Consider the following 18,466-nt stretch of genomic DNA (forward strand, 5'->3'; position numbering starts at 1 on the left):
ACGCCGGCGCCCGGAGGCCGACCGGGCCTCCGGGCGCTCTTGGCGTCAGGGCGTTCCCGAGGTGCGGGCGCTCTCGGTGCGGTCAGGCCCGCCGGACCGCCAGCTCGTCGTCGCCGAGATCCACCAGGACCGTGTCACCGTCGACGACCGCGCCGGAGAGCACCGCCTTGGCCAGCTTGTCGCCGATGGCCGACTGGACCAGCCGCCGCAGCGGACGCGCGCCGTACAGCGGGTCGTAGCCCGTCAGGGCCAGCCACTCGCGGGCCGCCGGCGTGACGTCCAGCGTCAGCCTGCGCTCGGCCAGCCGCCGCGCCAGCCGGTCGATCTGGAGGTCGACGATCCTGGTCAGCTCCTCGGAGCCGAGCGCGTCGAACAGGATGACGTCGTCCAGCCGGTTGAGGAACTCCGGCTTGAACGCGCTGCGCACCGCGCCCATCACGGCCTCGCGCTTGGCGTCGCTCTCCAGCGTGGGATCGACGAGGAACTGCGAGCCCAGGTTGGAGGTGAGGATCAGGATCGTGTTGCGGAAGTCGACCGTGCGGCCCTGGCCGTCGGTGAGCCGGCCGTCGTCCAGCACCTGCAGCAGCACGTCGAAGACCTCCGGGTGGGCCTTCTCCACCTCGTCGAGCAGCACCACGGTGTACGGGCGCCGCCGGACCGTCTCGGTGAGCTGGCCGCCCTCCTCGTAGCCGACGTAGCCGGGAGGCGCGCCGACGAGCCTGGCGACGCTGTGCTTCTCGGCGTACTCGCTCATGTCGATCCGGGTCATCGCCCGCTCGTCGTCGAACAGGAACTCCGCCAGCGCCTTGGCCAGCTCCGTCTTGCCGACGCCGGTGGGGCCCAGGAACAGGAACGAGCCCGTGGGCCGGTCGGGGTCGGCGATGCCCGCGCGGCTGCGCCGTACGGCGTCGGAGACGGCCTGTACGGCCCGCTGCTGGCCGATGAGGCGCTTGCCCAGCTCCTCCTCCATCCGCAGCAGTTTGGCCGTCTCAGCCTCCAGCAGGCGGCCCGCCGGGATGCCGGTCCAGGAGGAGATGACCTCGGCGATGTCGTCGGCGCCGACCTCCTCCTTCACCATGGCGTTCTCGTCCGGCGCCGCCTCGGAGGCGGCCTTGAGCGCCTGCTCCAGCCGGGGCACCTCGGCGTACATGAGCCGGGAGGCGTTCTCGAAGTCACCGTCGCGCTGCGCCCGCTCGGCCGCGCCGCGCGCGTCGTCGAGCTGCTTCTTCAGCTCGCCGACCTTGTTGAGCCCGGACTTCTCGTGCTCCCAGCGGCCGACCAGGGCGTTGAGCTCCTCCTGGCGGTCGGCCAGCTCCTGGCGCAACCGCTCGAGCCGTTGTACGGAGGCCTCGTCGGTCTCCTTGGACAGCGCCAGCTCCTCCATCTTCATCCGGTCGACGTTGCGCTGCAGCTGGTCGATCTCCACCGGGCGGGAGTCGATCTCCATGCGCAGCCGCGAGGCGGCCTCGTCGACCAGGTCGATGGCCTTGTCGGGCAGGAAGCGGTTGGTGATGTAGCGGTCGGACAGGGCGGCGGCGGCCACCAGCGCGCCGTCGGAGATCTGCACCTGGTGGTGGCCCTCGTAGCGGCCCTTGAGCCCGCGCAGGATCGCGATCGTGTCCTCGACCGTGGGCTCGCCCACGTAGACCTGCTGGAAGCGGCGTTCGAGCGCCGGGTCCTTCTCGATGCGCTCGCGGTATTCGTCGAGCGTGGTGGCGCCGATCATGCGCAGCTCGCCGCGGGCCAGCATCGGCTTGAGCATGTTGCCCGCGTCCATCGCGCCCTCGGCGGCTCCCGCGCCGACGACGGTGTGCAGCTCGTCGATGAACGTGACGACCTGCCCGGCGCTCTCCTTGATCTCCGACAGCACGGCCTTGAGCCGCTCCTCGAACTCGCCCCGATATTTGGCGCCCGCCACCATCGCGCCCAGGTCGAGCCCGATCAGCCGCTTGTTGCGCAGCGACTCGGGCACGTCACCGGCCACGATCCGCTGGGCCAGGCCCTCCACGACGGCCGTCTTGCCGACGCCGGGCTCGCCGATCAGCACCGGGTTGTTCTTGGTCCTGCGGCTGAGCACCTGGACCACGCGCCGGATCTCGGAGTCACGGCCGATGACCGGGTCGAGCTGGCCGCTGCGGGCCTGCTCGGTCAGGTCGATGCCGTACTTCTGCAGCGCCTGGTAGGTGTCCTCGGGGGTCTCGCTGGTGACGCGGGCGTGGCCGCGTACCTTCTCGAAGGCGTCGAGCAGCGCCTGCGGGGTCGCGCCGTGCGACTTGAGCAGCTCGGCGATCGGGCCGCCGTCGGCGGCCAGGCCCACGAGCAGGTGCTCGGTGGAGACGTAGAGGTCCTCCAGCCGGTTGGCGTGCTGGGCGGCGGTGTTCATCACGGTCAGCAGGTGGCGGGAGCTCGACGGCGCGCTCACGGTCGAGCCCTGTGCCTTGGGCAGCGCCGCGAGCTGCTCCTCGGCCTTGGCCCGGAGCGTGCGCCAGTCGGCGCCGACCACTTCCAGCAGCGGGACGGCGGTGCCGCCCGTCTGGGAGAGCAGGGTCGTCAGCAGGTGCGCCGGAGCGATCTCCGGGTTGCCCTCCGCGGCGGCGCGCCGCATGGCGCCCGAGAGCGCCTCCTGACTCTTCTGGGTGAGCTTGTAGTCCATTTTTTCTAGGCCCCCGGTGGCAGCTCGTAGCGGATCAGCGCCCTGACCATCTGCATCTCGGCGCGCAGCCGGTGAACCTCCTCACGCAGCCGCAGCGCCTCGTTCTCCAGCTCGAGGATCCGCTTGATGCCGGCGAGGTTGATGCCCTCCTCCTGGGAGAGCCGCTGCACCTCGCGCAGCTGGATGATGTCGCGTGTCGAATAGAGGCGGCCGCGCCCCGCCGTGCGGCCGGGGCAGACCAGTCCGAGCCGGTCATACTGCCGCAACGTCTGCGGGTGAAGCCCCGACAACTGCGCGGCCACCGAGATCACGTAGACGGGAGTGTCATCTGACAGGTCGAAATAGTTGGCGTCCATCGGCTACTCGCTTCTGGCCCTCTGGATGAGATCAGCCCGCGGGTCCTCGGCCGCGGTAGCGGTGTTGAACTCGTTGAGGAGCTCGCGTGACTTGTCATCCAGCGTCTTCGGCACGACCACCTCGACCGTGGCGAGCAGGTCGCCCATGGTGCCGTCCTTGCGCGTCACCCCTCGGCCGCGCACCCGGAAGGTCCGCCCGTTGGGCGTGCCCGGGGGAATGCGCAGCGTGACCGGCATGCCCTTGAGGATCGGCACCTTGATCTCGGCGCCGAGGGCGGCCTCGGTGAACGTCACGGGCACGGTCACCGTCAGGTTGTCGCCCATCCTGCCGAACACGGCGTGCGGCTTGACGTGCGTCTGGATGTAGAGGTCGCCCGCCGGGCCGCCGTTCTCGCCCGGTGCGCCCTTGGCCTTGAGCTTGACCCGCTGCCCGTCGGCTACCCCGGCCGGGATGCGCGCCTGGATGGTGCGGGTGCTCTTGGCCCGGCCACTGCCCTCGCAGACGGGGCAGGGGTCGTCCACGAGCAGCCCGCGGCCTTTGCAGTCGCGGCAGGGCTCGGAGAAGGCGAAGTTGCCCAGGTTGCGGCTGGCCGCCCCGGTGCCCTCGCAGGTCGGGCAGACCCGCGGGGTGGTGCCGGCCTTGGCGCCCGTCCCGCTGCAGGCGGTGCACGCCGCCGAGCTGGTCAGCCGCAGGGACACGGTGGACCCCTCGACCGCTTCCCGGAACGACAGCGTGACCTCGGACTCGATGTCCTGCCCGCGGCGCGGCCTGGTCGTGGCAGAGGTGCGCGTCGGGCCGCCGCCACCCCGGTTGAACAGGCCGCCGAACAGGTCGCTGAAGCGCTCGCCGGTGCCCTGACCACCCTGCGGCTGCCCGGCGGTGCCGCCGAACAGGTCCCCGAAGTCGAACGGGAAGCCGCCACCGCCAGGCGGCCGCTGGCCGCCCACCCCGGACCCGAACAGCGTGCGCGCCTCGTCGTACTCCTTGCGGCGCTTGCTGTCGGACAGGACGTCGTAAGCCTCGGAGACCTCCTTGAACTTGGTCTCCTTGGTCACGTCACCCTGGTTGGTGTCGGGGTGGTACTGCCTGGCCAGCTTGCGGTAGGCCTTCTTGATCTCTTCGGCGGTGGCTGACTTTGGCACACCAAGGACGGCGTAGTAGTCCTTCTCCAGGTAGTCCTTGGTGCTCATCTACGGCCCTTCGTGCTCGTCAGTTGTCGTCTTCGTCGGACGCCGAAGGGGCGTCCCCAGGCTCTGCCACGGCGACCCGCGCCGGGCGCAGCACCCGCTCACCCATCCGGTAGCCGGACTGCAGCACCTCGATCGCGGTCGGCTCGGTCACATCCGGCGAGTAGCTGTGCATCAGCGCCTCGTGGATCACCGGGTCGAACGGATCGCCCTTCTGCCCGAAGGTGTTGAGCCCGAGCTTGGTGAGCGCCGCTTCCAGCGACTCTGCCACCTTCGCGAAGCCACCGGTGAGCTCGCCGTGATCGCGGGCCCTGCCGATGTCGTCGAGCACCGGGAGCAGTTCCGTGAGGGCGCCCGCGATGGCCTGCTCGCGGACGACGACCCGGTCACGCTCCACGCGCCTGCGGTAGTTGGTGTATTCGGCCTGGACACGCTGCAGATCGGCGGTCCGCTCGGCGAGCTGCGCGGACAGCTCGCCGTCGGCCTGCGCGGGCGCCTCGGGCGCGACGGCGGGACCGCCGCCGTCGCCCTGCACCCGTGCCTCGCCCGTCTCCGGGTCGATCTTGCGGTTGTCGCGGATCACCGGTTCCTCGTGTCCGTTGTCACGCGGCGGCATCACTTGTCCTTCTTCGGCTGGTCTTCGTCGACGATCTCGGCCTCGACGACGTCGTCGTCCGCGGCCTTCTGCTCCTGGCCCGGCGTGGCGTCCTGGGGAGCGCCGTCACCGCCGCCGGCCTGCTGGCCCTGGGCGTAGATGGCCGAGCCCATCTTCTGGCTGACCGTGGCGAGCTTCTCCGCCGAGGTGCGGATCGTGTCGGTGTCGGTGCCCTCAAGAGCCTTCTTCAGCTCGCCGAGCGCGTCCGTCACCTCGGTCTTGATGTCGGCCGGCACCTTGTCGTCGTTCTCGCGGAGGAACTTCTCCGTCTGGTAGGCGAGCCCGTCGGCGTTGTTGCGGACCTCGGCCTCCTCGCGGCGCTTCTTGTCCTCCTCGGCGTAGGACTCGGCCTCGCGCATCATCCGCGCGATGTCGTCCTTCGGCAGCGCGGAGCCGCCGGTGATCGTCATCGTCTGCTCCTTGCCCGTGCCCAGGTCCTTGGCGGAGACGTTGACGATGCCGTTGGCGTCGATGTCGAAGGTGACCTCGATCTGCGGGATGCCGCGCGGCGCCGGGGCGATACCGGTCAGCTCGAAGGTGGCCAGCTTCTTGTTGTACGAGGCGATCTCGCGCTCGCCCTGGTAGACCTGGATCTGCACCGACGGCTGGTTGTCCTCGGCCGTGGTGAAGACCTCGGAGCGCTTGGTCGGGATCGTCGTGTTGCGCTCGATGATCTTGGTGAAGATGCCGCCCTTGGTCTCGATGCCCAGCGACAGCGGGGTCACGTCGAGCAGCAGGACGTCCTTGACCTCACCCTTGAGCACACCGGCCTGCAGGGCGGCGCCGATGGCGACGACCTCGTCCGGGTTGACGCCCTTGTTGGGCTCCTGGCCGCCGGTCAGCTCCTTGACGAGGTCGGAGACGGCGGGCATGCGGGTCGAGCCGCCGACCATCACGACGTGCGCGATGTCGGTGACCTTGATGCCGGCGTCCTTGATGACCTGGTTGAACGGGCCCTTGGCGCGCTCGAGCAGGTCGGCGGTCAGCCGCTGGAACTCCGCCCGGGTCAGCTTCTCGTCGAGGTGCAGCGGGCCCTCGGCGGAGGCCGTGATGTAGGGCAGGTTGATGTTGGTCTCGGACTGGCTGGACAGCTCGATCTTGGCCTTCTCCGACGCCTCACGCAGGCGCTGAAGGGCCATCTTGTCCTTGGACAGGTCCACGCCGTGGGCGTTCTTGAACCGCTTGACCAGCTCGTCGACGACCCGCTGGTCCCAGTCGTCGCCACCGAGGTGGTTGTCGCCGCTGGTGGCCTTGACCTCCACGAAGCCGTGGCCGTCCTCCTGGCCGACGTCGAGCAGGGACACGTCGAAGGTGCCGCCGCCGAGGTCGAAGACCAGGATCGTCTGGTCCTTCTCCTTGTCGAGCCCGTAGGCCAGGGCCGCCGCGGTCGGCTCGTTGATGATGCGGAGCACGTTGAGGCCCGCGATCGTGCCGGCCTCCTTGGTGGCCTGGCGCTGACTGTCGTTGAAGTAGGCCGGGACGGTGATCACGGCGTCGGTGATCTTCTCGCCCAGATAGGCCTCGGCGTCCTGCTTGAGCTTCTGCAGCACGAAGGCGCTGATCTGCTGCGGCGAGAACTTCTTGCCGTCGATCTCCTGCGACCAGTCGGTGCCCATCTCGCGCTTGACCGAGCGGATCGTCCGGTCCACGTTGGTGACGGCCTGCCGCTTGGCGACCTCACCGACCAGGACCTCGCCGTTCTTCGCGAAGGCGACCACGGACGGCGTGGTCCGCGAGCCCTGCGCATTGGCGATGACGGTGGGCTCACCGCCCTCGAGGATGGAGACGACGGAGTTGGTCGTCCCAAGGTCGATACCTACCGCACGTGCCATGAGTACGTCCTTGTAGTCAAAGTTGAGTCGGTCAGACTCAACGTACGAATGCCTGCCGTCTTTGTCAAACGACTTGAGCCTATCCGACTCAACCCCTGAGGTGGCGGAATCGTTCCCGATGTCCGGAAGTCGTGGGGAGCAGGCAGACGTGTCAGGACTTGGCGCCGTCCACGATCTTGCGGTTGCCGAGGGGGGACTTGAGCTTGACCGTGGTGGTCTTCTCCACCGCGATCATGATGCAGGAGACGTCCTTCGCCTCGGGGGCGGCGCCCTCGTACAGGGTGATGGTGACCCGCTTCGCGGTCTCCTTGACCTTCACCCGGTCGAGGACCGTGCACGGCTCCACGCCGGACCACCAGACGAGGCGCACCTTGCGGTTCTTGGACACCGGCTTGGCCGTCTTCCAGCGGGCCTTGCGGGGGTTGATCGCGTTGCCGACCGGCTTGACCTGCTTCGGGCCCCCGGTCGGCGGTGTGGTCGTCGGCACCTCGATAGCGGCCACCGTGGTGGCGGGAGCCGCGGGAGCGGCCTCCTGCGCAGGGGCCGCCGCCGCGCCGCAGCCGGCCGCGAGCATCAGGCATCCGGCCAGGAAAGTCGTCGTCGCTGTTCGCATACCCATACGACGAATGTGACAGCCGACCGGTTCAGTCGGCCAATCACCGCAGCGGCGGGCATCGGTGAAGTTAGGGTGATGGCGTGCTGCGTCAGGCTCTCCACGCCATCTCCCGGAGCGATCGCGCCGAGCGCGTCGTCTCCACCTCGCCGCTCACCGCGGACGTGGTCCGGCGCTACGTCGCCGACGACGTCGGCCGGGCCGTCGACGAGCTGACCCGCGCGGGCCTGCTCGTCAGCGTCGACCATCTCGGCGAGGCCGTCCACGACAGAACCCAGGCAGAACGGGCGGTCCAGGCCTACCTGGCCCTGCTCGAACGCCTGCCGGAAGGCGCCGACGTGTCGGTCCGGCTGACCGCGCTGGGGCTGCGCCTGTCGGAGCAGCTCGCCCTCGACAACGCGGCGACCATCTGCGAGTCCGCCGTGTCCATGGGCATCACGCTGACCCTCGACGCCGAGGAGCACGACACCATCGCCGCCCTGCACTCCATCCACGCCACGCTCCGCAAGGAGCACCCCGACGTGGGCGTCGTGGTGCAGGCCTACCTGCGGGACTCGGTGCGGCGCTGCCACCGGCTGGAGGGGGCCAGGGTGCGGCTGTGCAAGGGCGCCTACACGGCGCCCGGCGCGTACACCTCGGCGGCCGACGTCGACCGCTCGTTCGCGCGCTGCCTGCGGGTGCTGATGGCCGGCACCGGCTACCCGATGGTCGCCACGCACGACCCCCGGCTGATCCGCATCGCCGCCGCGCTGGCGGTGCTGGAGGAGCGCGACCCGTCCGGCTTCGAGTTCCAGATGCTGTACGGCGTGCGTCCGGACGAGCAGGAGCGCCTGGCGGCCGAGGGCGCCCGGGTGCGCGTCCACGTGCCCTACGGCGCCGCCTGGTATCCCTACCTGATGCGCAGCCTGGCCGAACGCCCCGCCAACCTGGCCTTCTTCGCCCGCTCGCTGCTGACGCGGGGCTAGCCGCCGGTAGGCTGCGGCCAGCGTCGACCAGGTGAGAGGCAGAAGATGATCGCGATTCTGGGCACCGGCAAGATGGGCGAGGCCCTGCTGTCCGGATTGCTGCGGGCGGGGTTCGAGCCGGCCGAGATCCTGGCCACCGTGCGCCGGCCGGAGCGCGCCCTGGCCCTGCGCGAGACCTACGGGGTCCGTACGGTGTCCAACATCGAGGCCGCCAAGTCCGCCGACACGCTGGTGCTGGCGGTCAAGCCGCAGGACATGGCGGCGCTGCTGGCCGAGATCGCCCCCTACGTGCCGGCCGACCGCCTGGTGATCACCGCGGCGGCGGGCATCACCACGGCCTTCGTCGAGCAGCGCCTGGGCGTCGAGGCGCCCGTGGTCAGGGTCATGTCCAACACGCCCATCCGCTTCGACGAGGCGATGAGCTGCGTCTCGGCCGGCTCGCACGCGGGGGAGGAGCACCTGCGGCGGACCGAGGACCTGCTCAACCCGGTCGGCAAGGTGCTGCGCATCCCCGAGTCGCAGCAGGACGCCGCCACGGCGCTGTCGGGCAGCGGCCCGGCCTACTTCTTCTACCTGGTCGAGGCCATGGTGGACGCGGGCATCCTGCTCGGCATGCCGCGGGCGTCGGCGCTTGACATGGTCACCCAGTCGATCGTGGGCGCGGCCGTGATGCTGCGCGACTCGGGCGAGCATCCGGTGATCCTGCGCGAGGCCGTCACCTCGCCGGGAGGCACCACCATCGCGGCGATCGCCGAGCTGGAGCGGCACAGCGTCCGCGCCGCCTTCCTGGCCGCCATCGAGGCGGCCCGCGACCGTGGCCGCGAACTCGCCTCCGGCTGACCGGCCCGCGACCGTGGCCGCGAGCTCGCCTCCGGCTGACCAGGACGTCCGTGACCGTGGCCGCGAGCTCGCCCGCGGCTGATCAGCCGTTCCGCGAGTTCGCCTGCGGTTGGTCAGGCGTCCCGCCGCCTCATCAGCACGGCGGCGACGATCAGGGTGACGGCGACCCAGGCGAGGTACACGGCGTAGCCGGACCACGGGCCGAGCATGGCGTTCTGGCCGGGTTGCACCACTTCCATCCCGGCGTTGGTGGTGAAGTAGCTGTGCACCGTGGCCCCCCACTGCCCCGGCAGCATGCTGGTGAGCTGCGGCAGGATGAGCATCAGCGCGATGGCCGAGACGATGGCTCCGGGCGTGTGCCTGACCAGCGCGCCCAGCGCCAGCCCGAACAGGCCGCCGGCGGTCAGGTAGAGGCCGGAGCCGAAGATCGCCTGGAGCGCCCCGGGATCGCTCAGCGAGGTCGTCCCGAGGATCAGCTGCCCGCCCAGCAGGTAGGCGGCGAAGGACGAGACGGTGCACACGACCAGTGCCACCGGGGTGAACACCACGACCTTCCCGATGAGCACCCGCAGCCGCTTCGGCACCGCCATGAACGTGGTCCTGATGGACCCGGTCCGGTACTCGCCCGACACCACGAGCACCCCGAACGTGGCGATGGACAGTGAGGCGAACACCGTGCCCGCCAGGCTGGTCGCGATGGCTTCCTGGCTGCCCACGGTCTCGCCGGAGTTCGTGATCGCCACCCCGAGCAGGACGCTGATGCCGACCATCAGCAGCGCGGTGACGGCCAGCGTCCACACGGTGGACCGGACGGAACGGATCTTGGTCCACTCGGACCGGACGATGTCGATCATGACGTGTACTCCAGGCTGTCCTTGGTGAGCTCCATGTAGGCGGATTCGAGCGAGGGCCGTACGAGCGTCAGCTCCTCCAGCGGCAGCCCGGCCCGGGCCGTCATCGTGCCGATCTCCAGCGGCTCCAGCCCGGACACCCGCAGGTGGTCCTGGTGCAGCTCACCGACCCTGATCAACTCGGCGACCTCCGCCAGGCGCGGAGACCGTACGCGTACGTACGCCTGGGAGCTGCGCCCGATGAACTCCTGCACGCTCGTGTCGGCGATCAGCCGCCCCTTGCCGATCACCACCAGGTGGTCGGCGGTCTGCGCCATCTCGCTCATCAGGTGGCTGGAGACGAACACGGTCCGTCCTTCGGCGGCCAGCTCGCGCATGAGCGTGCGGATCCACAGGATGCCGTCGGGGTCGAGGCCGTTGACCGGCTCGTCGAAGAGCAGGATCTCCGGGTCGCCGAGCAGCGCGGCGGCGATGCCGAGGCGCTGTGACATGCCGAGGGAGAAGCCGCCGATGCGGCGCTTGGCCACCTGGGTCAAGCCGACGAGCTCCAGCACCGCCTCGACCCGGGCCGCCGGGATGGCGTTGCTCTGCGCGATGGCGAGCAGGTGGTTGCGGGCGCTGCGCCCGCCGTGCACGGCCTTGGCGTCCAGCAGCGCGCCCACCTTGCGCAGCGGATGACTCAGCTCTCGGTACGGACTGCCGCCGATGAGCACGGAGCCGCCGGAAGGATGGTCCAGGCCGAGGACCATGCGCATGGTCGTGGATTTACCGGCGCCGTTCGGCCCCAGGAACCCGGTCACCTGACCGGGCTGGACGTCGAAGGACAGGTCCGCCACGGCCACGGTATCTCCGTAGCGTTTGGTGAGGTTCATTGCCTGGATAGCGGTCATGACACCAGGATGATCGGCGGAGCGGGCGTTGCCTTCCTGCTGAGGGACCGTTCGCGGGGCGGGCTTCTGGGCCCCTGGTCCTACTCTCCAGGGCTGATCAGCGCGGCCTCGTACGCCACGATCACGGCCTGTGCCCGGTCCCGGACGCCGATCTTGGCGAACAGGCTGTGCACGTGGTTCTTGACGGTCGAGGACGCGACGCCGAGCTCCTGCGCGATCTCGGCGTTGGACAGGCCCCGCGCGATCAGCACCAGGATCTCCCGCTCGCGCTCGGTGAGTTTGGCCACGGCGTCCTGGTGCGGCGACGGGACGGCGCGCCGTGGTTCCGGAGCCCGGACGAACGCGCCGATCAGCCCGGTGAGCAGGCGTGGCGCGACGGCGGCCTCGCCCCGGTGCACCACGCGCACGCCGTCCACCAGCTCCTCCGGCGAGACGTCCTTGGGCAGGAAACCGCAGGCGCCCGCGCGCAGCGCCGCGACCACGTTCTCGTCCAGGTCGAACGTGCTCAGGGCGAGCACCCGCGCGCCGGGCAGCTCACCGGTGATCTGCTCGGTGGCCCGCACCCCGTCCATCCCGGGCATGTGCAGGTCCATCAGCACCACGTCGGGGCTGAGCAGCCTGCTCAGCCGGACGGCCTCGGCGCCGTCCGCCGCCTCACCGACGACGGTCAGGTCCGGCTGCGCGTCCAGCATCAGCCTGAAGCCCTTGCGCACCAGCTCGTGGTCGTCGACCAGCAGTACCGTGATCATCTCTTCTCCAGGGGGATGCGCGCGTGCACGCGGAAGCCGCCCTGCGCGCGCGGGCCGGTCCATAAGTCTCCGCCGCACAGCGCCACCCGCTCGGCCATGCCGCTGAGGCCGAAGCCCTTGGCCGCCGGCAGCTTGGCGGCGCCGTCGTCGACCACCTCGACCTCGATCGCCGTGGCGTCGTAGGTCAGCAGGACGCTGGCCCGAGCGCCCACGGTGTGCTTGCGGGTGTTGGTCAGGGCCTCCTGGACGATCCGGTAGACGGCGTGGTCCACGGCCGTGGGGAGCGGCACCGGCTCACCCGCCACAGTCAGGCTGGCGGGCAGGCCGGCGGTCCTGGCCTCCTCGACGAGCGCGGGCAGCCGGGCGGCGCCCACCCCGGTGGCGGCGTCGGCGGCGCCGCCCCCGTCGGCTCTGAGCACGTCGAGGAGCTGACGCATCTCCGCCAGCGCCTGGCGGGCCGTCTGCTCGGCGCCCGCCAGCGCGTCGCGGGTGACGTCCTGGCCCGGGGGCAGCGTGGCCCTGGCGCCGCCGACGAGCGCGTTGATGACGCTCAGATGGTGGGCCACCACGTCGTGCAGCTCCCTGGCGATCCGCCGCCGCTCGGCCCGTACGGCGCTGTCGGCCATCTCCTGCTGCGTGCGCTCGCGCAGCTCGGCCCGCACCCGCACGAGCTGGCCGAAGCCGACCGGGATCGCGGTGGCGAACATGGCGCCCACCCAGAAGCCCGGCGCCGGATCGATCAGCGCGACGCCGATCGCGTAGCCGGCGCAACTGAGGACCGTGGTGATGAGCGTGGTGCGGCCCTGGGTGTAGCGGCCCACGCTGTAGAAGGCGATCAGGCTGCCGAGGCTGTTGCTGCTGTCGACGATGCCGGTAGCCAGGCCGGCGAGCTCAAGGGCGACGACCAGAGCGGCGGCCAGGGGCGGCCGGGTCCGCCGTACCAGCAGAGGGAGCATGGTGAGGGCGAAGTGCGCGGTGCCCGCGGCCACGGCCGGTTGCCCTGCCGCCCAGGCGAAGACCCCGCCGATGGCCGCCGGCACGACGACCACGATGACGAGCAAGGCGTCGAAAACCCGTGGGCGTCGGAGAAATCGCCATGCGGCCTGAAAGGGACGCACGAAGCGCATGATCAGAGGTTACGTGATACCTCCGCTCGGTCGCCGGGCGATCCTTCTGAACGGCCGCCAGTGATGCTGCGGTAACGTCGCCTCAAGGCGAGGGAAACGGAGCACGCATGAGCCAGTCGGCGCGGGTCATCTGGGACGACGCCCTCACCTCCTACGACTTCGGCCCCGCACACCCGCTCGCCCCCGTCCGGGTCGAGCTGACGATGGCGCTGGCCAGGGATCTCGGCGTGCTGGACAAGGTCGAGATGGGCGGTTGCGAGCCGGCCACGGACGACGAGCTGGCCATGGTGCACGATCCCGCCTACATCGAGGCCGTCAAGCGTGTCTCGGCCTCCGGCCGGGCGGACCTGTCGGTGGGGTTCGGCACGACGGACAATCCGGCCTTCGCCGGGGTGCACGAGGCCTCCGCGCTGATCGCGGGCGCCTCGCTGGCCGCGGCCCGCGCGGTCTACGACGGCTCGGTGGAGCACGCGGTCAACATCGCGGGCGGGCTGCACCACGCGATGCCCGGCGCGGCCAGCGGCTTCTGCGTCTACAACGACCCGGCGCTGGCCATCGCCTGGCTACTGCGGCAGGGCGTGGAGCGAATCGCCTACGTCGACGTGGACGTGCACCACGGCGACGGGGTGCAGGCGATGTTCTACGACGACCCGCGGGTACTGACGATCAGCCTGCACGAGAGCCCGATCACCCTGTTCCCCGGCACGGGCTCGGCCGGTGAGACCGGCGCCCAGGGCAGCGCGGTCAACGTGGCGCTGCCGGCGGGCTGCGGCGACGCCGGCTGGCTGCGGGCCTTCGACTCCGTCGTCCCGCCGCTGCTGCGCGAGTTCCGGCCGGACTTCCTGGTCACCCAGCACGGGTGCGACAGCCACGCGCTGGACCCGCTCGCGCACCTGATGCTCAGCGTCGACGGCCAGCGGATGGCCTACGCCGCGCTGCACCGCCTGGCGCACGAGACGGCCGGCGGCCGCTGGATCGCGACCGGCGGTGGTGGCTACGAGCTCGTGCAGGTCGTGCCGCGGGCGTGGACGCACCTGCTCGCCGAGCTGTCCGGTTACCCGCTCGACCCGGCCACCCCGACGAGCGAGAGCTGGCGGCAGCTCGTACGGGAACGTACGGGTGAGGTGCCCCCGCTGACCATGACGGACGGCAGAAGCCCGGAATTTCAGGATCTATCCGGTGGTTATGATCCAGCGGACCCCATCGATCGTGCGGTCATGGCGACCCGGCACGCGGTGTTCCCTCTGCACGGCCTTGACCCGATGCCCTAAGGACGAACAGTGCTGAGCCGCGACGAACTCCGTGATCATCTGATCCACAGCCGCATCGCCGGCGACGTCGCGACCTCGCGCGAGAACAACCTGGACCACTACAGCTCGCTGGCCAACCAGGACCCCTATTACATGCTGGGCCTGACCTTCGAGCAGCGCTGGACGTTCCGTGACGTGCTGGCGCTGATGGCCAAGGCCGCCGGCGTGGTCGCCGACCCCGGTCACCGCTGGGGCCAGGACACCATCGACCCCGAGCGCACCATCGACGCCCTCGACGCGATGGCCGACCGGATCGCCACCGCGCTGACGGCGGAGCGGCCCCGGGTGCTGTTCGCCACCGGGCACCCCACCGGCCTGCTGGCCGTGCACCTGCCGCTCGCCAGGCTCGCGCTGGAGTGCGGGGCGAGCCTCCTGACGCCCGCCGAGGGCTGGGCCTACTCCGGGTCGGGCTTCGGCCGGCCGCGCCGGATCCGTTATCTGGGCGACGTGGCGATGCTCGACGACAAGGGCGCGTTCGTGCACACCCACGACGCGGCCCCGATGGAGCACATGCTGGCCGAGCTCGGCGCGGCGCGACCTGACCTGGTTATCGCCGACCATGGCTGGGCAGGGGCCGCTGGAGAGGCGGGAGTGCCCACTGTGGCTTTCGCCGACAGCAACGACCCCGGGCTCTTCGTCGGAGAGGCGGAGGGCAAGATCGATGTGGTGGTGCCACTCGATGACAATGTGCTACCGCGCTATTACACGCCGTTGACTGAGCGCTTGGTCACAAGAGTCACACGAGCCCTATGAGTCGAAATCGGTCCTCCCGATACCGTCTTTTCGCGCCTGCATTCCAAGAGCCTCGCCGTCCCTTTGCCAACTTTTGATGAGGCCTGGGCGACTCTTATGTGTGACAACTTGGACAGTTCCAGGGTTCAGGCGAGGGGCTCGATCCGGCGGCTGGCCAGGGAGTTTGCTGGTTCTGCTGACAGGCGACTCCGCGAACTGAGAAACTAGGGGGTTTGCGCACTCGGAGTCCCGACTTACGCTGACGGCAGTACACGTGCGTGAGCAATGGCACCAGTGGGGATAACCCGGAAACACGTGCGGAAGAGGCGTCCGATGGCTGCAGGCGAAAGACCTCTCAGCGAGGTGAAGTTCCTGACAGTGGCTGAAGTGGCCACGGTCATGCGAGTGTCGAAGATGACCGTTTACCGACTGGTGCACTCGGGCGAGTTGCCGGCCATCCGCGTCGGTCGCTCGTTCAGAGTGCCTGAACAGGCGGTGCACGACTATCTTCGCGAGGCCTACATCGAGGCAGGCTGAAACTGGAGTAGCGGCGCGCCGTGAGCACGCCGTGAATACCGTCGCGGGGAGGCCCGGCCGACACTCGAGCGGCCGGGCTCTCACCCCGGGGAGCGATCCACCACCGATCGCCGGTAGTCTGGCACCCGGTGTGCGCTCGCACATCGATTCAGACGTGTGATCAGCTACCTGGGGGTCCCGTGGGCTCTGTTATCAAGAAGCGCCGCAAGCGGATGGCCAAGAAGAAGCACCGCAAGCTGCTCAAGAAGACGCGCATCCAGCGGCGTAACAAGAAGTAGTCGACGCAGCTGCGAGGCGCTGATGACCCACACCGTGCTAGTCACCGGGGTCTCGCGCCACATCGGCGCACGGGTGGCGAGCGTTCTCGCGGCGGACCCGGACGTCAGCCGCGTCATCGGAGTGGACACCGTGCCGCCGCCCTCGCTGACCCGTGATGGCGGCATCTCCCTGGGCCGGACCGAGTTCGTACGGGTCGATCTGCGCAGCCCCGACATCGCTCAGGTGATCGCGGCCGCCGACGTCGACACCGTGGTCCACATGAGTCTGGTGAGCGCCCCCTCCAGGGGCACCGGCCGGGCCGCCATGAAGGAGCACAACGTCATCGGCACCATGCAGTTGCTCGGTGCCTGTCAGCGCTCCGCGACCGTGCGGCGCGTGGTCGTCCGCTCGACCACGGCCGTCTACGGATCCTCTCCCAGGGATCCGGCGGTGTTCACCGAGGACCTGGAGTCGCACGACGGCCCCAGCCACGGCTACGCCAAGGACGCGGCCGAGGTCGAGGGCTACGTGCGCGGGTTCGCGCGCCGACGCCCCGACGTCAGCGTGTCGCTGCTGCGCTTCGCCAACTTCATGGGGCCCGGCGTCGACTCGCCGCTGACCCGTTACTTCACCCAGCCGGTGCTGCCGACCGTGTTCGGCTTCGACCCACGGCTGCAGTTCGTCCATGAGGACGACGCGGTCGAGGTGCTGCGCCGGATGGCGAAGGAAGATCACCCCGGCACGTACAACGTGGCCGGGGCAGGCGTGTTGCTGCTGTCGCAGTGCGCGCGCCGGGCGGGGCGGCTGTCGCTGCCGCTGCTGTCTCCCGCGGTCCAGCTCCTGGGCGCCATGGTGCGCCGGACGGGACTGGTCGACTACTCGCCGGAGCAGCTGCGCCTGATGAGCCATGGCCGGGTGGTCGACTCCGGCGCCCTGGAGTCCGAGCTGGGCTGGAAGCCGAAGTTCAGCACCGGCGCGGCCTTCGACGACTTCCTGCGCTCGCACGGACTGCGGCGGCTCGGAGGTGCCCGCCAGTGAACGAGGAGCGATGGCCGGTGAGTGATGGCCAAGCGCCGGCGAACGACGGCCAAGCACTGGCGAACGACGGCCAAGCACTGGCGAACGGCGAGCAAGCACTGGCGAACGGCGAGCAAGCGCCGGTGGGTGGAGAGCGGTCTGATGCGCTGGCCGGGTTGCTGGCTTTCGTGCGCAGGCGGGTCACCGGTGACTACGAGGTGGACGAGTTCGGCTATGACGCCGAGCTGACCGACAAGGTGCTGCTCGAACTGCTCCGCCCGCTCTATCACCGCTGGTTCAGGGCCGAGGCCCTGGAGCTGAAGCAGGTGCCCCGGGACGGCGGCGCGCTCATCGTCGCCAACCACGCGGGCACCCTGCCCGTTGACGCGCTGATGCTGCAGGTGGCGCTGCACGACGAGGCGGGCAGGGCGCTGCGGCTGCTCGGCGCCGACCTGGTCTACCAGCTTCCGATGCTGAGTCACCTGGCGCGCAAGACCGGGCACACGCTGGCCTGCCCTGAGGACGCCGACCGGCTGCTGCGCCAGGGCGAGCTGGTCGGGGTGTTCCCCGAAGGCTTCAAGGGCGTCGGCAAGCCCTTCTCCGAGCGCTACAAGCTGCAGCGGTTCGGCCGTGGCGGGTTCGTCGCCGCGGCCATCCGAGCCGGGGTGCCGATCGTGCCCACCGCCATCGTGGGCTCCGAGGAGATCTACCCCAAGATCGGCGATCTGCCGGCCCTGGCCCGGCTGCTCGGCCTGCCCTATCTGCCGATCACCCCGTTCTTCCCGCTGCTCGGGCCGCTCGGCCTGGTGCCGCTGCCGTCGAAGTGGCTGATCGAGTTCGGCGAGCCGATCAGGACCGACGACTACGACCCGGCCGCGGCCGACGATCCGATGCTGGTGTTCAACCTCACCGACCAGATCCGCGAGGTCATCCAGCAGCTGCTCGACCAGCTCAGGCTGCGGCGCGGGCACGCCTTCCCGCCTTTCCTCTGATCCGCCGCAACCACCGCGGCCTGGCCGGTGTTCTCCCCCTGACAACGAACGCTGAAGGGGAACATCATGGATCTGCAGCTTTCCGGCCGCGTCGCCCTGGTCACCGGCGCGTCCAAGGGCATCGGCCTGGCCGTCGCCCGCACCCTGGCCGAGGAGGGCGCGCACGTCGTGGCCGTCTCCCGTACCTCCGGCGGTGAGTTGCCCGGCAAGGCGGTGCACGTCGCGGCCGACCTGATGGACCCGCAGGCCCCGGCCCGGGCGGTGGCCCGCGCGGTCGAGGAGTTCGGCGGGCTCGACATCCTCGTCAACAACGCCGGCGGCCCGCCGCCCGGGGTGTCCCTGCCCAGGGTCGGCTTCCTGACCCCGGACGACGCCGAGTGGCAGAAGATGTTCGACTTCAACCTGTTCTCCGCCGTACGGGCGATCCGCGCGGCCGTGCCCGTCATGCTGAACCGCGGCGGCGGCTCGATCGTCAACATCTCCTCCACCATGGCCGTGCAGCCCGGCGCGATGAACGTCGACTACGCGGCCGCCAAGGCGGCCTTGAACCACGTCAGCAAGGCCGTGTCCGAGGAGTACGGCCCGCAGGGCATCAGGGTCAACACCGTCTCGGCCGGTCCGGTGCTCACCGACTGGTGGACCAAGAAGGGCGGCGCCGCCGAGATCATCGCCGGTTTCGCCGGGGCCGACCGGGACAGCGTGATCGCGCAGGTGGCGCCCGAGATGATGCGCCTGGTCACCGGCCGCCTCGTGGACCCGCAGGAGATCGCCGACACGGTGGCGCTGCTCGCCTCACCGCGCTCGGGCAGCACCACGGGCGCCGACTTCCTCATCGACGGGGGAGCGCGCAAGGAGCTGTGAACCCGGAAGGCGGGTTGTGGCAAGACATCATCGACTGATT

The 18,466-nt window shown here is 70.1% G+C and carries 19 protein-coding genes; 9 read left to right on the plus strand and 10 right to left on the minus strand.

The window, feature by feature from the left end; translation table 11 throughout:
• Positions 1-82: 82 nt before the first annotated feature.
• From clpB to OHA68_RS16090, 6 genes are all read right to left on the minus strand, one after another.
• Positions 83-2,653: an ATP-dependent chaperone ClpB gene (gene clpB / locus OHA68_RS16065; RefSeq protein ID WP_327108356.1), complete on the minus strand. Its 2,571-nt coding sequence runs from the start codon at positions 2,651-2,653 to the stop codon at positions 83-85.
• Positions 2,654-2,658: 5 nt separating this feature from the next.
• The gene (locus tag OHA68_RS16070) at positions 2,659-3,009 is read right to left on the minus strand and encodes a heat shock protein transcriptional repressor HspR (RefSeq protein WP_189142104.1); all 351 of its coding nucleotides are present in this window, start codon (positions 3,007-3,009) and stop codon (positions 2,659-2,661) included.
• A 3-nt stretch (positions 3,010-3,012) separates the two neighbouring features.
• On the minus strand, positions 3,013-4,200 hold the full coding sequence (gene dnaJ, locus OHA68_RS16075; protein WP_327108357.1) for a molecular chaperone DnaJ: 1,188 nt from the start codon (positions 4,198-4,200) through the stop codon (positions 3,013-3,015).
• Between the two features lie 19 nt (positions 4,201-4,219).
• Positions 4,220-4,813, minus strand: coding sequence for a nucleotide exchange factor GrpE (gene grpE / locus OHA68_RS16080; protein ID WP_327108358.1), 594 nt, complete (start codon positions 4,811-4,813; stop codon positions 4,220-4,222).
• Complete coding sequence (dnaK, locus tag OHA68_RS16085) at positions 4,813-6,684, minus strand: molecular chaperone DnaK (protein WP_327108359.1); 1,872 nt, start codon at positions 6,682-6,684, stop codon at positions 4,813-4,815. The genes grpE and dnaK overlap by 1 nt, the downstream gene beginning before the upstream one ends.
• Positions 6,685-6,835: 151 nt before the next feature.
• Positions 6,836-7,303 carry a hypothetical protein gene (locus tag OHA68_RS16090; protein ID WP_327108360.1) on the minus strand — a complete coding sequence of 156 codons (468 nt, stop codon included), beginning with the start codon at positions 7,301-7,303 and terminating at the stop codon, positions 6,836-6,838.
• Between the two features lie 77 nt (positions 7,304-7,380).
• On the opposite strand from OHA68_RS16090, the gene OHA68_RS16095 reads away from it, so the two are divergent.
• Positions 7,381-8,262: a proline dehydrogenase family protein gene (locus OHA68_RS16095; RefSeq protein WP_189142108.1), complete on the plus strand. Its 882-nt coding sequence runs from the start codon at positions 7,381-7,383 to the stop codon at positions 8,260-8,262.
• 45 nt (positions 8,263-8,307) lie between these two features.
• On the plus strand, positions 8,308-9,102 hold the full coding sequence (gene proC / locus OHA68_RS16100) for a pyrroline-5-carboxylate reductase (protein ID WP_327108361.1): 795 nt from the start codon (positions 8,308-8,310) through the stop codon (positions 9,100-9,102).
• Positions 9,103-9,215: 113 nt separating this feature from the next.
• On the opposite strand, the gene OHA68_RS16105 is transcribed toward proC, so the two are convergent.
• From OHA68_RS16105 to OHA68_RS16120, 4 genes are all read right to left on the minus strand, one after another.
• Positions 9,216-9,956 carry an ABC transporter permease gene (locus OHA68_RS16105; protein WP_327108362.1) on the minus strand — a complete coding sequence of 247 codons (741 nt, stop codon included), beginning with the start codon at positions 9,954-9,956 and terminating at the stop codon, positions 9,216-9,218.
• Positions 9,953-10,843, minus strand: coding sequence for an ABC transporter ATP-binding protein (locus OHA68_RS16110; protein WP_327108363.1), 891 nt, complete (start codon positions 10,841-10,843; stop codon positions 9,953-9,955). The genes OHA68_RS16105 and OHA68_RS16110 overlap by 4 nt, the downstream gene beginning before the upstream one ends.
• 80 nt (positions 10,844-10,923) lie before the next feature.
• Positions 10,924-11,592, minus strand: coding sequence for a response regulator transcription factor (locus tag OHA68_RS16115; protein WP_327108364.1), 669 nt, complete (start codon positions 11,590-11,592; stop codon positions 10,924-10,926).
• Positions 11,589-12,653 carry a sensor histidine kinase gene (locus OHA68_RS16120; protein ID WP_327108365.1) on the minus strand — a complete coding sequence of 355 codons (1,065 nt, stop codon included), beginning with the start codon at positions 12,651-12,653 and terminating at the stop codon, positions 11,589-11,591. The genes OHA68_RS16115 and OHA68_RS16120 overlap by 4 nt, the downstream gene beginning before the upstream one ends.
• Positions 12,654-12,826: 173 nt before the next feature.
• Here OHA68_RS16120 and OHA68_RS16125 point away from each other — a divergent pair, with 173 nt between their 5' ends.
• The 7 genes from OHA68_RS16125 to OHA68_RS16155 all read left to right on the plus strand — a co-directional run bounded on the left by OHA68_RS16125 (position 12,827) and on the right by OHA68_RS16155 (position 18,426).
• The gene (locus OHA68_RS16125) at positions 12,827-13,990 is read left to right on the plus strand and encodes an acetoin utilization protein AcuC (RefSeq protein WP_327108366.1); all 1,164 of its coding nucleotides are present in this window, start codon (positions 12,827-12,829) and stop codon (positions 13,988-13,990) included.
• A gap of 9 nt (positions 13,991-13,999) precedes the next feature.
• Positions 14,000-14,782: a phosphatase gene (locus OHA68_RS16130; protein ID WP_189142115.1), complete on the plus strand. Its 783-nt coding sequence runs from the start codon at positions 14,000-14,002 to the stop codon at positions 14,780-14,782.
• A gap of 312 nt (positions 14,783-15,094) precedes the next feature.
• Positions 15,095-15,298 (plus strand): helix-turn-helix domain-containing protein, encoded by a 204-nt coding sequence (locus OHA68_RS16135; RefSeq protein WP_043629748.1) that lies wholly within the window; start codon positions 15,095-15,097, stop codon positions 15,296-15,298.
• 179 nt (positions 15,299-15,477) lie between these two features.
• Positions 15,478-15,576 (plus strand): 30S ribosomal protein bS22, encoded by a 99-nt coding sequence (locus OHA68_RS16140; protein WP_018654693.1) that lies wholly within the window; start codon positions 15,478-15,480, stop codon positions 15,574-15,576.
• Between the two features lie 22 nt (positions 15,577-15,598).
• Entirely contained in the window at positions 15,599-16,594 is a 996-nt protein-coding gene (locus OHA68_RS16145; RefSeq protein WP_327108367.1) for an NAD-dependent epimerase/dehydratase family protein, read from the plus strand.
• 17 nt (positions 16,595-16,611) lie between these two features.
• On the plus strand, positions 16,612-17,565 hold the full coding sequence (locus OHA68_RS16150) for a lysophospholipid acyltransferase family protein (protein ID WP_407674445.1): 954 nt from the start codon (positions 16,612-16,614) through the stop codon (positions 17,563-17,565).
• 66 nt (positions 17,566-17,631) lie between these two features.
• Positions 17,632-18,426 (plus strand): SDR family NAD(P)-dependent oxidoreductase, encoded by a 795-nt coding sequence (locus OHA68_RS16155; protein ID WP_327108368.1) that lies wholly within the window; start codon positions 17,632-17,634, stop codon positions 18,424-18,426.
• Positions 18,427-18,466 lie beyond the last annotated feature (40 nt).

The sequence above is a fragment of the Nonomuraea glycinis genome (assembly GCF_035920485.1).
Classification (GTDB): Bacteria; Actinomycetota; Actinomycetes; order Streptosporangiales; family Streptosporangiaceae; genus Nonomuraea; species Nonomuraea glycinis.

Coding starts and splice junctions, on each gene's coding strand:
- clpB (WP_327108356.1), bottom strand. CDS start 2,653: ATGGACTACAAGCTCACCCAGAAGAGTCAGGAGGCGCTCTCGGGCGCC.
- OHA68_RS16070 (WP_189142104.1), bottom strand. CDS start 3,009: ATGGACGCCAACTATTTCGACCTGTCAGATGACACTCCCGTCTACGTG.
- dnaJ (WP_327108357.1), bottom strand. CDS start 4,200: ATGAGCACCAAGGACTACCTGGAGAAGGACTACTACGCCGTCCTTGGT.
- grpE (WP_327108358.1), bottom strand. CDS start 4,813: ATGCCGCCGCGTGACAACGGACACGAGGAACCGGTGATCCGCGACAAC.
- dnaK (WP_327108359.1), bottom strand. CDS start 6,684: ATGGCACGTGCGGTAGGTATCGACCTTGGGACGACCAACTCCGTCGTC.
- OHA68_RS16090 (WP_327108360.1), bottom strand. CDS start 7,303: ATGGGTATGCGAACAGCGACGACGACTTTCCTGGCCGGATGCCTGATG.
- proC (WP_327108361.1), top strand. CDS start 8,308: ATGATCGCGATTCTGGGCACCGGCAAGATGGGCGAGGCCCTGCTGTCC.
- OHA68_RS16105 (WP_327108362.1), bottom strand. CDS start 9,956: ATGATCGACATCGTCCGGTCCGAGTGGACCAAGATCCGTTCCGTCCGG.
- OHA68_RS16110 (WP_327108363.1), bottom strand. CDS start 10,843: ATGACCGCTATCCAGGCAATGAACCTCACCAAACGCTACGGAGATACC.
- OHA68_RS16115 (WP_327108364.1), bottom strand. CDS start 11,592: ATGATCACGGTACTGCTGGTCGACGACCACGAGCTGGTGCGCAAGGGC.
- OHA68_RS16125 (WP_327108366.1), top strand. CDS start 12,827: ATGAGCCAGTCGGCGCGGGTCATCTGGGACGACGCCCTCACCTCCTAC.
- OHA68_RS16135 (WP_043629748.1), top strand. CDS start 15,095: ATGGCTGCAGGCGAAAGACCTCTCAGCGAGGTGAAGTTCCTGACAGTG.
- OHA68_RS16145 (WP_327108367.1), top strand. CDS start 15,599: ATGACCCACACCGTGCTAGTCACCGGGGTCTCGCGCCACATCGGCGCA.
- OHA68_RS16155 (WP_327108368.1), top strand. CDS start 17,632: ATGGATCTGCAGCTTTCCGGCCGCGTCGCCCTGGTCACCGGCGCGTCC.